Genomic DNA, 15,720 nt, shown 5'->3' on the forward strand with positions numbered 1-15,720 from the left:
CCAGGGTCGTGTTCGGGGCGGGGACCGGGGGCAGGGGCTTGTGCGGGGTGGGGGCCGGGGGCTGGGTCGGCGATCAGGTCACGGGCAGGTGCAGTCCCAGGGGTAGTCGCAGGTGCAGTCGCGAGCGCAGTCCGAGGGCCAGTCGAAGGTGCGGTCCCAGGACCGCGGCCCTGCCCGGCCCCCTCACCCTGTCCGTGCACCGCGTCCCGGGCGTCACGGCAGCCACCGCCGCCCTCCTCAGCACCGCCGTCCCCCGCGCTGTCCTCCCCAGCACAGTCCTCCCCAGCACAGTCCTCACCCGCACCCTCGTCACCCGCACCCGCCTCACGATCACCCCCGAAGTCGCCCCCGGCCCCACCCGCGACCAACCCCAGCGCCTCCCGAAAGCACCCCTCCGCCACCCCGCCGTCCCCGCGCGCCAACGCCGACTCCCCGTCGGCGCAAGCCCGTTCGGCGCGGCCCAGCTCCGTGCCCGCGGCGTCCGCGGTCTGCGCAGTCACAGTCAGCCCCCGATCCGCGGCGGTCGTCCCGCCGCGCCCTCCTGCCGGCGCGTCAGCCGGCGGCCTCGTCAAGGACCGAGCGCCAGCGGCCCTGCGCACGGTCGTAGTGCAGCGGCCCCACCGTGAACTCCGCCAGGTCCAGCCCGACGAGCAGCTCGTACGCCTCCGCGGGGAGGTCGGGCTCCAGGACGACGCTCACCCCGCCCGCCGGGTCCTGGAGCACCAGGGGCCGGGCCACGCCGCCGTCGGAGGACCCCGGGCGCGCTGTTCTGCGTACGACACCCTTGAACGCGGTGTACGCGTCCTTGACCGCCTCCGCGCCCAGCCCGCTGAGGAACGCCTGAAGCGGCAGGGACGCCAGGACGATCCAGGGGATGTCGGCCACCCCGCGATGCGCGAGGGTGCGGCGGACGCGGACCGGTGGGGCGCCGAGCCCGTCGAGCGCGGCGACCAGCTCCAGGCCGAGGTCCTCGGGGACGTCCTGGTCCAGCAGCAGCTCCGCTCGCAGCGGCGCGTCGAGCGCATCGGTCATGGAGGTGGTTCCTTCCGGGGAGGTGGACCGCAGCCTAGAGGCGTGACGCGTACGGACGCGGGGAAACCGGTGTTTCGGTGCGGCGCATCAGGGCCGCCGCCCCCGCCTCCATGCGCCCCCCTCGCGCCCCCGGTGCGCCCCCGGTTCACGCGATGGTGCGATCATGTGCCGCCGTCCGGATGGCGGGGGAGGGGCACGGGTAGGGCGGGGCCATGACGCAGCCGTTCGAACTGCCGCACTTCTACATGCCGTATCCCGCGCGGCTCAACCCGCACCTGGAACAGGCGCGCGCGCACTCCACCCAGTGGGCGCGCGACATGGGCATGCTGGAAGGCTCCGGCATCTGGGAGCAGAGCGACCTCGACGCGCACGACTACGGTCTCCTGTGCGCGTACACCCACCCGGACTGCGACGGCCCGGCGCTGTCGCTGATCACCGACTGGTACGTGTGGGTCTTCTTCTTCGACGACCACTTCCTGGACATGTACAAACGCACCCAGGACCGGGCGGCCGGCAAGGCCCACCTGGACCGGCTGCCCCTCTTCATGCCCATGGACCTCGCCACGCCCGTCCCCGAGCCGCGCAGCCCGGTCGAGGCGGGCCTCGCCGACCTGTGGGCGCGCACGGTGCCCGCGATGTCCGCCGGCTGGCGCCGCCGTTTCGCGGAGGCCACCGAGCACCTCCTCAACGAGTCGCTGTGGGAGCTGTCCAACATCAACGAAGGGCGGATCGCCAACCCCGTCGAGTACATCGAGATGCGCCGCAAGGTCGGCGGCGCCCCCTGGTCGGCGGGTCTCGTCGAGTACGCGACCGCCGAGGTGCCCGCCGCCGTCGCCGGTTCCCGGCCGCTGCGCGTGCTCATGGAGACGTTCTCCGACGGCGTCCACCTGCGCAACGACCTCTTCTCGTACCAGCGCGAGGTGCAGGACGAGGGCGAGCTGAGCAACGGCGTGCTCGTCCTGGAGACCTTCTTCGGCTGCACGACCCAGCAGGCCGCCGACACCGTCAACGACATCCTGACCTCGCGCCTGCACCAGTTCGAACACACGGCGGTCACCGAAGTGCCCGCCCTCGCCCTGGAGAAGGGGCTCACGCCGTCCGAGGTCGCCGCTGTCGCCGCGTACACCCGGGGGCTCCAGGACTGGCAGTCGGGCGGCCACGAATGGCACCTGCGCTCCAGCCGGTACATGAACGAGGGCGCGCTCACCACCTCACCGCTCGCGGGGCCCACCGGCCTCGGCACGTCCGCCGCCGACGTGGGCGCGCTGCTCGCGGCCGCCGGGGCGGAGCGGCTGCGCGCCTTCACCCACGTTCCGTACCAGAAGGTGGGCCCCTCGATCCTGCCCGACTTCCTCATGCCGTTCCCGCTGCGGCTCAACCCGCACCTGGACGCGGCGCGGCCCCGGCTCACCGCGTGGTCGCACGCGATGGGCATCCTGCAGGAGGGCGTCTGGGACGAGGACAAACTCGACGCGTACGACCTCCCGCTGTGCGCGGCCGGCATCGGTCCGGACGGCACGGCGGACGCCCTCGACCTCAGCTCGCAGTGGCTGGCCTGGGGCACCTACGGCGACGACTACTACCCCCTGGTCTTCGGCCACCGCCGTGACTTCGCCGCCGCCAAGGTCTGCACGGAACGGCTCGCCGGGTGCATGCCGATCGAGGGTGCGCCGGCCACCGTGCCCGTCAACGGCATGGAGCGCGCACTCGCCGACCTGTGGGCGCGCACGACCCGTGACATGACCCCGGAGCAGCGGCGCACCATGAAGAACACCGTGGTGGTCATGACGGAGAGCTGGCTGTGGGAGCTGGCCAATCAGTTCCAGAACCGCATCCCGGACCCGGTCGACTACCTGGAGATGCGCCGCGCCACCTTCGGCTCCGAACTCACCATGAGCCTGTGCCGCATGGGCCACGGCCCCGCCGTGCCCCCGGAGATCTACCGCAGCGGCCCGGTCCGCTCCCTCGAGAACGCCGCGATGGACTACGCGATGCTCCTGAACGACGTCTTCTCGTACCAGAAGGAGATCGAGTACGAGGGCGAGGTCCACAACGGCATCCTGGTCGTGCAGAACTTCTTCGGCTGCGACTACCCGACCGGGCTCGGCATCATCCACGACGTGATGACCCAGCGCATGCGGCAGTTCCAGCACGTGGCCGAGCACGAATTCCCCGTTCTCTACGAGGACTTCGGGCTGTCGGCCGAGGGGTGCGCGGTCCTGGACGGGTATGTCGAGGAACTCCGGAACTGGCTTGCGGGCATCCTCAACTGGCACCGCGGCTGCCGTCGTTACGGCGCCGAGGACCTGGCGAGGCGGGCCCACGGCTTCGTACCGGACCGGGCGCCGAGCGTTCCTTCGATCGCCGGGCTGCGCTGACGCGCTCTGACGGAAGCGGCTTGGTGGAGGCGGTCTGGCGTGCGCGGCCCGGCGGACGCGGGCGGGTCTTGTGGACGGTCTCGTTCGGGTGGTTTATCCGGAATGCTGGATTCGCGGAACCCTCGTGACGTGTCGGGAGTCCTCTTGAGTGAAGGCGGCCCACGACCGGGCCGCGACATGGGGGAAGAACACGGGGGTGTTCGATCTTGACCGACATCATCGAGCGTGTCACGGACCAACTGCCGGGCGGCCCGCCGGGGGACGTGACGGAGGTAGCGGGAGCGGCCGCCGTCAACGCCTCCGTCAGGGAGGGCGAACTGGAGCCGTTCGTCGCGCCGTTGACCGTCCCGCCCGTCCTGCGTCCCGACTCCGCCGATGTGCGCGAGGAGACGGAGATCGCGCTGCGGCCGACCTGGGTGCGCCTGCACCCGCAGCTGCCGCCGACCCTGATGTGGGGGTATGACGGATCGGTGCCGGGGCCCACCATCGAGGTGCGGCGCGGACAGCGCGTCCGTATCGCCTGGACCAACCGCATCCCGACCGGCGGCGAGTATCCCGTCACGGCCGTCGAGGTCCCGCGCGGCGACCCGCGCAAGGACCCGCCGCCCAGCACCGAGCCCGGCCGCGCGGGCATCCCGCCGAACAAGGACGTGGCGGCACTGCCCGCCTGGTCGGTGACCCACCTGCACGGAGCCCAGACCGGCGGCGGCAACGACGGCTGGGCGGACAACGCCGTGGGCTTCGGCGACGCCCAGCTCTCCGAGTACCCGAACGACCACCAAGCGGTCCAGTGGTGGTATCACGACCACGCCATGAACATCACCCGGTGGAACGTCTTCGCGGGCCTGTACGGCACCTACCTCGTCCGGGACGACGAGGAGGACGCACTCCAACTCCCGTCCGGTGAGCGGGAAATACCCCTGCTGCTCGCCGACCGCAACCTCGACACGGACGACGACGGCCGGCTCAACGGCCGCCTCCTGCACAAGACCGTCATCGTCGACCCGAAGAACGCGGAGACGGGCAAGCCGGTCTCACTGCCCTTCACCGGCCCCTACACCACGGTCAACGGCCGCATCTGGCCGTACGCGGACGTGGCCCCGGCCTGGCACCGCTTCCGCCTGGTCAACGCGTCGAACGCGCGCACCTACGACCTGGTGTTGATCGACGAGGACGACCGCCCCGTCCAGGGCGTCCTGCACCAGATCGGCAGCGACGGCGGCCTCCTGCCGCGCCCCGTGCCGGTCGACTTCGAGGGCGCGCTCCCCACCCTGACCATCGCGCCCGCCGAGCGCATGGACCTCCTCATCGACTTCCGGGACCTCGCGGGCCGGCGGCTGCGCCTCGTGAACAAGGGGCGCGGCCAGGCGCCCGGCGTGCCGGACGTGGCCAACGACGTGCGGTATCCGCAGGTCATGGAGTTCCGTGTGGGGGAGTGCGCCGAGCCGGACACCTTCGAACTGCCGCAGGTCCTCTCGGGTTCGTTCCGCCCGCTCACGCACGACATCGAGCACGGCCACCGGCTGATCGTGCTGACCCCGCCCGCCACCAAGGGAGGCGGCGGTCATCCCGAGATCTGGGAGATGGCCGAGGTCGAGAAGCCGGGTGACGTCCGCGCCCCGGCCGAGGGGATCATCCAGGTGCGCGGCGAGGACGGGAAGACCAAGACCTACCGCCGGATTGCCCGCACCTTCAACGACGGCCTGGGCATCACCATCGCCGAGGGCAGCCACGAGCAGTGGAGCTTCCTGAACCTCGCGGTGAACCCGCCCGTGCTCCACCCCATGCACATCCACCTGGCGGACTTCCAGATACTCGGCCGGGACGCGTACGACGTATCGGGCTTCGATGTCGCCCTCGGCGGCACCCGCGCCCCGATCGCCCCCGACCCGAAGACCGACATCCCGCTGGCCCCGAACGAGCGCGGCTGGAAGGACGTCTTCCGGGTGCCGGGCGGGCAGATGCTGCGCGTCATGGGCAAGTTCGACGGCGCGTACGGCCGCTTCATGTACCACTGCCATCTGTTGGAGCACGAGGACATGGGCATGATGCGGCCCTTCGTGGTGATGCCGAAGGAGGCCCTGAAGTTCGACCACGGGGCGGGCCACGGCGGCGGCCACGGCGGTCACGATGGCGGCCATGAGGGCGGTCACGGTGGTCATGGCCGCCCTGACGGGTCAGACTCCGGCGGGCACTCCGGCTAGCTCCGCGTGCCGTACGGCGGCCCGCGCCAGCGCCCGCACCACCGGGTGCGGGCGCGAGCCGTCGCCGAACAGCTCGGGCTGGAAGAGCGTGGCCAGGAAGAAGGGGTGGCCGGGCAGTTCGACGACCCGCACCTCGCCGTTCTCGTCCGCACCGGTGAAGCGCAGGCCGTGCGCGCGCAAGGTGTCGAGGTGGCGGCCGGGGCCGTAGGAGCAGTGGTAGCGCTCGACGGACCGGTCGGCGCCGAGCACCGACTCGGCGAGCGAACCGGGGGCGAGCGTCACGGTGCCCTCGTGGCCGACCAGCGAGCAGGCGAGCGGCTCGATGAGCAGGTCCTCCGCGTCCGGGGCGTGCTCGGCGTGCGCGACACCGGTCAGGCCGCACACGTTCCGCGCGTACTCGAGGAGCACGTGCTGGAAGCCGCCGCAGGTGCCGAGGAAGGGAATGCCCTCCTCACGCGCCGTGCGGATGGCGGCCAGCGCTCCCGCCTCACTCCGGTAGGGACTTCCGGGCACCACCCACACCGCGTCGAAACCGCGTACGGCGTCCGGCTCCTCGGCGTCGTCCGTCCCGATCCAGTAGGCGTCGAGGACCAGCCGGTCGTCATCGGCGAGGGCTTCCAGGAGGCGGGGGAGGCGCCGGTGCGCGGTCACGTTCGGCGAGCGGTCGCCCACGAGGGCGATACGGGCGGGCGTCTGGGTATGCGTGGTCATGACGAGCATCCTGTGCGGGGCCCACCGTTCACGTCCAACGATGAAATCTGCACCTCTCATAAGCGTTCCTGATGGGCATTCCTGACAAGCGTTCCCGCTGGGCATTGCTGATGGGTAGTGCTGGTACGTGTTTCTGATGGGTGTCCCTGATGGGGTGGAATCCTTGCCCGCATGGACCCGCACCTCCTGCGCACGTACGTGACGGTGGCCCGCCTCGCCTCCTTCTCCGAGGCCGCGCGCGAGCTGGGCTACACCCAATCCGCCGTCTCCCAGCACATAGCCGCCCTGGAGCAGGACCTCGGCGCCGCCCTGCTGACCCGCCGCCCCGTGGCCCCCACCCCGGCCGGCACCCGCCTCCTGGAACACGCGAGCCCCTTGCTGCTGCGCCTCGACGCGGCCCGCGCGGAGGTCATCCGCATGGCCGCCGCGCCCGAGCAGGGCCTGACCCTGGCCGCCGCCCCCGCCGCGCTGACCCGGCGCACCGCCGAGGCGCTGCCCCCGACGGGCGTCACCCTGTCCGTGCTGCCCCGCGACGAGATCCCCGCTGCCGTCGCGACCGGCGCCGTCGACCTCGGCCTCGTCGACGGCCTCGCCGCGCCGAACGACCCGCTGCGCCTGCCCGATGTGGCGCCCCTCACCGCGCGGGGCGTCGGCCAGGAGCCCGTGGCCGTCCTGCTCCCCGCGGACCACCCGCTGGCCCGCCGCTCCGGGCTCCGCCTCGGCGACCTCGTCGACGCCCGCTGGCTGGACGCGCCCGCGACCGGTGTGCCGCTGGCTCAACTCCGCGCCGCCAGCGGCACGTCGGGCTTCCGGCCCGCACTGCGGTACGACGGTACGGACGTGCGGACCCTCACCACGCTGGCCGCGGCGGGGCACGGCCTGACGCTGCTGCCGCGCTCGGTCGCGGTCGGCGTGCCGGGAACGGTCGCCGTGCCGCTGACCGCGCCCCGCGTCGTCCACCGCACGGAACTGCTCCACGCGGGCGCCCTGCGCGGGCCCGCCGCCGCGCTCGCCGCGCGGCTGGACGTCACCCGTTCGTGAGGCATCGCGGCCGGGTCGCGCCGGGTAGAGCTGTGGCCGGAGGCGAGCCATGGAACAGACCACGTTGCGTCCCAAGCCGATGCCGGGCCGGGGCACCGGCGGTGGCAGCGGTGAAAGCCCCGGCCAGAGCCTGTGCCGGGACCCTGAGGACCATCCCGACGAGAGCGGCCGTCCGCACACCGCGGGGCGTCGCGGCAAGCGGCTGGCGGCCGTGGTGTCCGGCGTGCTGCTGGCGGTGCTGCTGGTGCTCTCCGGAGTCGGCATCGGGACCGTGGGTGCCACGGTCATCGGGATGAGCGCCCTCGCGGAGATGCGGCAGTCGGCACCCCCGCCCGGCGCGGCCCAGCCGCCCGCCGACGCCGACCCCCCGGCCCAACACCCCGACGGGCCACAGCCGGGCGCTCCAAGGCAGGACGCTCCGAGGCCCGGCACCGCGAGGCCCGGCACCGCGAAGCCAGGCGCCGTGAAGCCCAGCGCCGCGAAGCCCGGCACCGCCGCCCTCGCGGCTCCCGGGTCCGCGCCACCGAAGCCCGGCCCTGCGCGGCCCGCCGGGGCCGCCACCCTCGGCATCGAGGCCGTCGACGCACCCGGGGCCTCCGCCGGCGCCCTGATCGTCGGCCTGCACCTGCCCGGCCCCGGCCAGGCGGCGGGCCTCGTGCGCGGCGACACCCTGCTCACGTTCGACCGGACCCGCGTGGGATCGGCGGCCGACCTGGCCGCGGCGGTCGCCGCCACGCGCCCCGGCAAGAAGGTCACCCTGACGGTGCGCCACAAGAACGGCACCCGCCAGACCCTCCCCATCAGGCCCGGCGTCGTGACCTGACCCTGATGGGGCAGGGGGCCACCGGAGCCGCCTCCCCCTCCCCCCCCGAAAATCGGGCTCGCGCCCGCCGTCCCCCGAGGGGAGGATGCTCGCGACAGCCAACAGGAGCCAACAGAACGGCAACAGGAGGCCCCATGAGCACCGCGCCTGCTCCCACACCCGCCGCCCTGCCCACGCCCGCGCCCTTCACCGCCGACGACTACAAGGCCCGTATGGAACGCGCCGCGGCGTCCGCCGCCGACGCGGGGCTCGCGGGTCTCCTCGTCGCGCCGGGACCCGACCTGGTCTGGCTCACCGGCTACCGGCCGACGGCGCTCACCGAACGCCTGACTGTCCTCGTGCTCGCCGCCGGGCGGGACCCCGTGCTCGTCGTGCCCACCCTGGAGGCCCCGGACGCGGAGCGGGCCGTCGGCGCGCCCGCGCTGACGTTGCGCGACTGGACCGACGGCAAGGACCCGTACGCCGTCACCGCCCCTCTCCTCGACGTCTCCGGCCGCTTCGCGGTGAGCGACAACGCCTGGGCGACGCACCTCCTCGGCCTCCAGAAGGCACTGCCGGACACCTCCTACGTCGCCCTCGGCGAAGCGCTGCCCATGCTCCGGGCCGTCAAGGACGACGCCGAGCTGGCCCGCCTCACGGCGGCGGGCGCGGCGGCCGACGCGGCGTACGAGGAGATTCAGAAGGCCGCCTTCGCGGGCCGCAAGGAGACGGAGGTCGCCGCCGACCTGGCCGAGCTGCTGCGCCGGTTCGGGCACTCCCAGGTCGACTTCACCGTCGTCGGCTCAGGACCCAACGGCGCCAACCCCCACCACGAGGCGGGCGAACGCGTCATCGGCCACGGCGACATGGTCGTCCTTGACTTCGGCGGCCTGCTGCACGGCTACGGCTCCGACACCTCCCGCACGGTCCACGTAGGCGAGCCCACCGACGAGGAACGCCGGGTGCACGACATCGTGCGGGAGGCCCAGGCCGCGGGGTGTGCCGCGGTGCGGCCCGGCGCCACCTGCCAGGACGTGGACCGGGCCGCCCGCGCCGTGATCACCGACGCGGGCTACGGCGAGTACTTCATCCACCGCACCGGCCACGGCATCGGCGTCACCACCCACGAGCCGCCCTACATGATCGAGGGCGAGGAGCAGCCGCTTGTGCCGGGCATGTGCTTCTCCGTGGAGCCCGGCATCTACCTGCCCGGCCGCTTCGGCGTGCGCATCGAGGACATCGTGACCGTCACCGACGACGGCGTACGGCGCCTCAACGCCACCGCCCGCGAGATGGCGATCGTCGGCTGAGGCCACCGGCTAGGCGAAGTCCGTGCGGGGCCCGCTGCGCGGCTCACGCCCCGGGTAGTAGGCCAAGACGTCGTACGGGTACGGCAGCGGCCGCGCACTCGCCGACGTCAGCCGTTCCTGCTGCTCGGCCGTCAGCTCCCACTCCACGCACCCGAGGTTGGCGGTCAGCTGCTCCACGGACCGCGCCCCCACGATCGGCGCGGTCACCCCGGGCCGCTGGAGCAGCCACCGCAGCGCCACCTGCGACGGCGGGCGGCCCACCTCCTCGGCGACCGCGAGGAGCGCGTCGACGACCCGCCAGGTCTCCTCGGTGTCCCGCTCCCGCCAGGCCCCCGACCCCCGCGCCCCCTCGGGCGGCGCCGCCATGCCGCGTCGGAACTTGCCCGTCAGCCACCCGCCCTGCAAGGGGCTGTACGGGATGACGCCGACGCCCTCCGCCTCGCTGAGCGGCAGCAGCTCCCATTCGCTCTCCCGCGCGAGGAGGTTGTACAGCGGTTGCAGGCAGCAGTACGGCTCCCAGCCGCGCGCCCGCGCCACGTCCAGGGCCTTCTGGAGCTGGGCGGGGGAGTGGTTGCTCGCCCCGAGGTAGCGCACCTTGCCCGCCCGCACGAGGGTGTCCAGGGTGGACAGCGTCTCCTCGACCGGCGTCGTCGCGTCCCATACATGGGTCTGATAGAGGTCGATGTGGTCCGTGCCCAGGCGGCGCAGGCTCGCGTCCACCGCCGACAGGATGTGCTTGCGGCTCAGACCGCCCGCGTTCGGCGCCTCGCCCATCGTGCTGAACACCTTCGTGGCGATGACGAGTTCGTCCCTGCGGCGGCCCTTCAGCCAGCGGCCGAGGATTTCCTCCGACACCCCGCGTCCGTACATGTCGGCGGTGTCGATGAACGTGCCGCCCGCCTCCGTGAACGCGTCCAGCATGCGGTGCGACGTCGCCTCGTCGGCGCCGCTGCCGAACATCATCGCCCCGAAGCACACCTCGCTGACGCGCAGCCCGGTACGGCCCAGAAAACGCTGCTTCATGGTCTGTGTCCCTCCCCTTGGCGGTCCCGTGCGGGACCTCTGGCAGACGGACCCGCCGCGCCCCTACGCGGGGCCCACCACGGCGGACGACCGCGCCGGCAACCGCAGCACGCCGTCCGCGTCCGGCGGCGCGACGGGCTCCCAAGCGCCGAGGATACGCGCGTGGTTGTGGCCCAGCGGGACGGCCGCGGGCTCCTCGCCGAGGTTCACGGCGATCTTCAGGTCCCCGCGCCGGAAGGCGAACCAGCGCGCCTGTTCGTCGTACGCGACCCGCACCGCCGCCAGGTCGGGGTCCATCAGGTCGGCGCGGGCGCGGCGCAGGGAGATCAGTTCGCGGTGCCAGGCCAACAGGCGCGCGTGGTGGCCCGACCGTGGCTGCGACCAGTCCAGGCAGGACCGCTCGCGGGTGGCCGGGTCCTGCGGGTCCGGGATGTCCTCCTCCGCCCAGCCGTGTTCCGCGAACTCCCGCCGCCTGCCCCGCCGCACGGCTTCGGCCAGCTCGGGGTCGGTGTGGTCGGTGAAGAACTGCCAGGGCGTGGTGGCCCCCCACTCCTCGCCCATGAACAGCATCGGCGTGAAGGGGCCCATGAGCGTGAGGGTGGCCGCGCAGGCGAGCAGGCCGGGGGGCAGGGACGCGGAGAGCCGGTCGCCCTGCGCGCGGTTGCCGATCTGGTCGTGGGTCTGGGCGTAGCCGAGGAAGCGGTGGGCGGGCGTCCGCGCGCGGTCCACCGGGCGGCCGTGGCAGCGGCCGCGGAACGACGAGTACGTCCCGTCGTGGAAGAAGCCACGCGTCATCGTCTTGCCGAGCGCGGCCAGCGGAGCCCGCGCGAAATCCGCGTAATAACCCTGCGACTCGCCGGTGAGCGCGGTGTGCAGCGCGTGGTGGAAGTCGTCGTTCCACTGCGCGTGCAGGCCGAGGCCGCCCCGCGCGCGCGGGGTGACGACCCGGGGGTCGCCCAGGTCGGACTCGCCGATCAGGAACAGCGGCCTGCCCAGCTCATCGGCCAATCTGTCGACCGCGGCGGACAGTTCCTCCAGGAAGTGCAGCGCCCGCGTGTCCCGCAGCGCGTGCACCGCGTCGAGCCGCAGCCCGTCCAGGCGGTAGTCGCGCAGCCAGGCCAGCGCGCTGCCGATGAGATACGCGCGGACCTCGTCCGAACCCGGCGCGTCCAGGTTTACGGCCGCGCCCCACGGCGTCTGGTGCCTCTCCGTGAAGTACGGCCCGAACGCGGGGAGGTAGTTGCCCGAGGGGCCCAGGTGGTTGTGGACGACGTCCAGGACCACGCCGAGACCGTGGCCGTGCGCCGCGTCGACAAATCTCTTCAGCGCCTCGGGTCCGCCGTACGGCTCGTGCACCGCCCACAGCGACACCCCTTCGTACCCCCAGCCGTGCCGCCCCGGGAAGGGGCACAGCGGCATCAGCTCCACATGGGTGACGCCCAGCTCCGCGAGGTGCCCGAGGCGGGCGGCCGCCGCGTCGAGCGTGCCCTCGGGCGTGTACGTCCCGACATGCAGTTCGTACAGCACCGCCTCCCGCACGCCGCGCCCGGACCAGGGCTCGCGCCACGCGTACCGGTCGTGCTCGACGACCGCGCTGAGCCCGTCGGGGCCGTCGGGCTGACGCCGCGCACGGGGGTCGGGCAGGACGGGGCCGCCGTCCAGCGAGAACCCGTACCGCGTGCCGTCCTGCGCCGCGGCCTCCCCGGTCCACCAGCCCGCGCGCTCACCGTCGCGCTCCAGCGCCCGCGTGGCACCCGCGCACTCCAGCGCGACCTGCTCGGCCTCCGGCGCCCACACCTCGAACCTCACCGACGTGCCCCCTCGTCCGCTGTTCGCCTGTCTCGCCACACCTGCGTCCCCATGGTGCGTCAGAAGTGCTCGGTCCGTGGGCGGAAGTGATCAATCGGACCTCGCCCCGCCCATTCTGGACACCCGGGCCGACGTTGCCCGACAATCCATGAGTGACATCCTCTTTCGAGTTCTCCACGTACCCCGCGCGGGTGACGGACGCCGAGCGCGACCGGGCGCTGGACGCACTCAAGGAGGGTGCGGCCGTCGGCAGGCTCTCCCACGACACCTTCGTGCGCCGCATGGAGCTGGTGCTCGCCGCCCGCAAGCCCGAGGAGCTGGCCGCCCTCACCGCCGACCTGCGGACCGAGGGCCGCTGGTCGCGCATGGTGCTCGGCGGTGTGGGCGCGGTCTCCGGCTTCACGATGAAGCTGCGCAGGGCCTGGCAGGCCGAGCGGCTGCCGAAGCTGCTGCTGCCCTCGCCCGACAGCCCCCACCCGCTGCGGATAGGCCGCGACCCCGCCAACGGCCTGCGCCTCAGCCACGACACCGTCTCCCGTGTCCACGCCGAGCTGAGCCGCCAGGGCGGCATGTGGGTACTGCGCGACCTCGGCTCCACCAACGGCACGACGGTCAACGGCCGCAGGGTGACCGGCGCGGCCCTCGTCCAGGACGGCGACCTGGTGAGCTTCGGCCGGATGGGTTTCCGCCTCGCCGTCAGCTGATCCCGGGCGGCCAGGGGCCGCCCGGCGCGCGAGGATCCGATCAGACGCAGGGCGCCCAGAGCCGGGCGCGGACTGGTCATGGTCCGTCACTGATGTGCTCCGCAGTACGTCCCGGGCCCGGGCAGGCGCCAAGGACGTGCGCGGCGGCCCCTCAGAGCGCCTCCTCCGAGGCCTCCGCCCCGCGCCCCGCCGTCTCCTCCCGCACCCGTTCGAGCAGCGCCACCGGTGACGCGGCGAACAGCTCCGACAGCCGCGCCCGCCCCTCGAACACCCGGCCGGGAGCCAGCAGATCGGCCCACCGCCCCTCCGGAAGCGGAAGTTCCGTATCCCGCCAGCCCGCCCCTTCCTCTTCCAGACGCAACGACAACCGCGTCACCGCCACCACGACCTCCCCGCCACGCGCGTACGCCACACAGTGCGCGCCCCCCGGCCCCTCCGCCGCCAGCGGCACGTACGTCCCCGCGTCCCCGAACAGCTCCGGGCGCCGCCTCCGCAGCCGCAGCGCCGCCGCCGTCAGCGCCAGCTTCTCCTCCGACAGGTCGCCGGGCGCGCGCCGCGTGTCGCGCCGCGTGTCGAGCCGCTCCAGGACCTGCCCCTGGAAGCGCGCCGGCCGCCGGTTGTCCGGATCGACCAGTGCGCGGTACTCGCCCTCCGTCCCCTGGTAGAGGTCGGGCACTCCCGGCATGGTCAGCTGCAGGAGCGCCGCCCCCAGGATGTTCGCCCGTACATGGGGCGCCACGTCCCGCGCGAACGCCGCCACCGCGTGCTGGGGCGGCCCGCACGGCCCGGCCGCCACGAAGTCGCCCACCGCCTTCTCGTACGCCTCGTTCGGCTCGGTCCAGCTGGTGTGCAGACCCGCCTCACGCACATGCTTCACCAGCGCGTCCCGCAACCGCGTCTCTTGGGGGAAGCCGAAACCGACCGCCGTCTGCCAGGCCGCCCACGCCAGCTGCTGATCGGGCGCACACACCCCGCCCGCGCGCACCGTCTGCTCGGTCAGCTCCACGAGAAGATCGGCCCAGCGGCCCGGACACTGCGTCAGGACGGAGATCCCCGCCCGCACATCGGCGCTGCGCTTGGTGTCATGCGTCGTCAGGACCGTGCCCGTGCAGGGCCAGTCGCGCTGCACGCGCGCGCAGTAGGCGTGGAACTCCTCCACCGAGACCGCCGGACGCTCGGGCGCGCCCCCCACCTCCGCGGCCGACAGGACCGGGGCGTGCCGGTAGAAGGCGGTGTCCTCCACGGCCTTGGCGCGCAGCGCCGACGCCACTTGCGCGAACCGCGCCCGGAACCCCGCCACGGCACCCTCCCGGTCGCCCCGCGCCCCGACCCGGCCCAGCGCCAGGTCCCGCACGACATCGACCGTCTCGGCCTCCTCGGGCACCGTGAAGACGGCCTTCGCCTCCTGGGCGGCCTGCTCGGTCAGCACCGTCTCCGGGACGGCGCCCCCGGACACGTAGGGCCGGTACACCTCAAGCCGCACCAGCAGCTCCCGCAGCGCCGTGCGCACCGCCCACGGCGCGTGGTCGCGCAGCGCCGGGTCTGCCGCGCAGACGGCCACCGCCTCGCGCGTCAGCCGGTCGACCTCCGCGGCCAGCTCCCGTGTGATCACCTTGTACGCGGCGCGGCGCACCGTCGCGTCCCACTCGCCGCCCCGGTCCGCCGGCGGCGCGGCGAAGCGGCGGTACTGGCCGAGCAGCTCCCCGGCGCCCGCCGGATCGACGAAGACGCCGTCGAGGTGGCGCAGCGCGTCATAACCGGTGGTGCCCGCCACCGGCCAGGCGGCGGGCAGCCGCTCGCCGTCGGCGAGGATCTTCTCCACGACCGTCCAGCACCCACCGGTCGCCTCGTGCAGCTTCCGCAGATAGGCCCCCGGGTCCGCGAGCCCGTCAGGGTGGTCGATCCGCAGCCCCGCGACGACTCCCTCGCGCACCAGCTGAAGGATCTTCCCGTGCGTCGCGTCGAAGACCTCCGGCTCCTCGACCCGCACCCCGATCAGATCCGAGATGGTGAAGAACCGCCGGTAGTTCAACTCCGTACGAGCCAGTCTCCACCAGGACAGGCGGTACCACTGGGCGTCCAGCAGCTCGGGCAGCGGCAGTCCCTCCGTGCCCTCGCGGAGCGGGAAGGCATGGTCGTGATAGCGCAGCACGTCGCCGTCGACCCGCAGGGCCGGCAGCTCGGCGCCGAGCCTGCCCCCGAGGACCGGCAGCAGGACACGCCCGCCGCCCGCCTCCCAGTCGATGTCGAACCAGCGGGCGTACGGCGACCCGGGCCCCTCGCGCAACACCTCCCACAGCGCCCAGTTGTGGCGCGGCGGCGCCGCCATGTGGTTCGGCACGATGTCCACGATCAGGCCGAGCCCGGCCTCCCGGGCGGCGCGCGCCAAGGACCGCAGCCCGTCCTCACCGCCCAGTTCGTCCCGCACGCGCGCGTGGTCCACCACGTCATAGCCGTGCGTCGAGCCGGGCACCGCCTCCAGGACCGGCGACAGATGCAGGTGCGAGACGCCGAGCGAGGCGAGGTGGGGCACGGCGGCCTCCGCGGCGGCGAAGGGGAACTCCGGCTGGAGCTGGAGCCGGTAGGTGGCGGTGGGCGAAGGCGGCACGGAGGGCCTTGCATGCTCTGGCGTCATGCGAAAGTACGTACCCGCCCCGCGGGCTTTCGTGTCATCCGCTGCTGCACGCTCCCGCGACCGCGTCGCTA

At 73.4% G+C, this 15,720-nt stretch carries 11 protein-coding genes; 6 read left to right on the forward strand and 5 right to left on the reverse strand.

What is annotated here, in order from left to right:
* Nucleotides 1-552: 552 nt before the first annotated feature.
* Nucleotides 553-1,032, reverse strand: a complete 480-nt coding sequence (locus tag J2N69_RS29555; protein WP_230903409.1) for a hypothetical protein — start codon at nucleotides 1,030-1,032, stop codon at nucleotides 553-555.
* A gap of 212 nt (nucleotides 1,033-1,244) precedes the next feature.
* Between J2N69_RS29555 and cyc2 the strand changes: the two genes are divergently transcribed.
* Nucleotides 1,245-3,410: a germacradienol/geosmin synthase Cyc2 gene (cyc2, locus tag J2N69_RS29560; RefSeq protein WP_230903410.1), complete on the forward strand. Its 2,166-nt coding sequence runs from the start codon at nucleotides 1,245-1,247 to the stop codon at nucleotides 3,408-3,410.
* 206 nt (nucleotides 3,411-3,616) lie between these two features.
* Nucleotides 3,617-5,614, forward strand: coding sequence for an O-aminophenol oxidase PhsA (phsA, locus tag J2N69_RS29565; protein WP_408056826.1), 1,998 nt, complete (start codon nucleotides 3,617-3,619; stop codon nucleotides 5,612-5,614).
* Here phsA and J2N69_RS29570 read toward each other — a convergent pair.
* Nucleotides 5,588-6,325, reverse strand: coding sequence for a CTP synthase C-terminal region-related (seleno)protein (locus tag J2N69_RS29570; protein WP_230903411.1), 738 nt, complete (start codon nucleotides 6,323-6,325; stop codon nucleotides 5,588-5,590). The genes phsA and J2N69_RS29570 overlap by 27 nt on opposite strands.
* A gap of 171 nt (nucleotides 6,326-6,496) precedes the next feature.
* Between J2N69_RS29570 and J2N69_RS29575 the strand changes: the two genes are divergently transcribed.
* From J2N69_RS29575 to J2N69_RS29585, 3 genes are all read left to right on the forward strand, one after another.
* Nucleotides 6,497-7,366: a LysR family transcriptional regulator gene (locus tag J2N69_RS29575; RefSeq protein WP_230903412.1), complete on the forward strand. Its 870-nt coding sequence runs from the start codon at nucleotides 6,497-6,499 to the stop codon at nucleotides 7,364-7,366.
* A 49-nt stretch (nucleotides 7,367-7,415) separates the two neighbouring features.
* Nucleotides 7,416-8,189 carry a PDZ domain-containing protein gene (locus tag J2N69_RS29580; RefSeq protein ID WP_230903413.1) on the forward strand — a complete coding sequence of 258 codons (774 nt, stop codon included), beginning with the start codon at nucleotides 7,416-7,418 and terminating at the stop codon, nucleotides 8,187-8,189.
* Nucleotides 8,190-8,323: 134 nt separating this feature from the next.
* Nucleotides 8,324-9,478: an aminopeptidase P family protein gene (locus J2N69_RS29585; protein WP_230903414.1), complete on the forward strand. Its 1,155-nt coding sequence runs from the start codon at nucleotides 8,324-8,326 to the stop codon at nucleotides 9,476-9,478.
* 9 nt (nucleotides 9,479-9,487) lie between these two features.
* Here the strand turns inward: J2N69_RS29585 and J2N69_RS29590 are convergent, their stop codons facing one another.
* Nucleotides 9,488-10,501, reverse strand: a complete 1,014-nt coding sequence (locus J2N69_RS29590; protein ID WP_230903415.1) for an aldo/keto reductase — start codon at nucleotides 10,499-10,501, stop codon at nucleotides 9,488-9,490.
* Nucleotides 10,502-10,564: 63 nt separating this feature from the next.
* The gene (treZ, locus tag J2N69_RS29595) at nucleotides 10,565-12,310 is read right to left on the reverse strand and encodes a malto-oligosyltrehalose trehalohydrolase (RefSeq protein ID WP_230903416.1); all 1,746 of its coding nucleotides are present in this window, start codon (nucleotides 12,308-12,310) and stop codon (nucleotides 10,565-10,567) included.
* Nucleotides 12,311-12,462: 152 nt separating this feature from the next.
* On the opposite strand from treZ, the gene J2N69_RS29600 reads away from it, so the two are divergent.
* Nucleotides 12,463-13,014: a DUF1707 and FHA domain-containing protein gene (locus J2N69_RS29600; RefSeq protein ID WP_127909319.1), complete on the forward strand. Its 552-nt coding sequence runs from the start codon at nucleotides 12,463-12,465 to the stop codon at nucleotides 13,012-13,014.
* Between the two features lie 151 nt (nucleotides 13,015-13,165).
* Here the strand turns inward: J2N69_RS29600 and treY are convergent, their stop codons facing one another.
* Nucleotides 13,166-15,649, reverse strand: coding sequence for a malto-oligosyltrehalose synthase (gene treY, locus J2N69_RS29605; protein WP_230903417.1), 2,484 nt, complete (start codon nucleotides 15,647-15,649; stop codon nucleotides 13,166-13,168).
* Nucleotides 15,650-15,720 lie beyond the last annotated feature (71 nt).

The sequence above is a fragment of the Streptomyces huasconensis genome, from assembly GCF_021028635.1.
GTDB lineage: Bacteria > Actinomycetota > Actinomycetes > Streptomycetales > Streptomycetaceae > Streptomyces > Streptomyces huasconensis.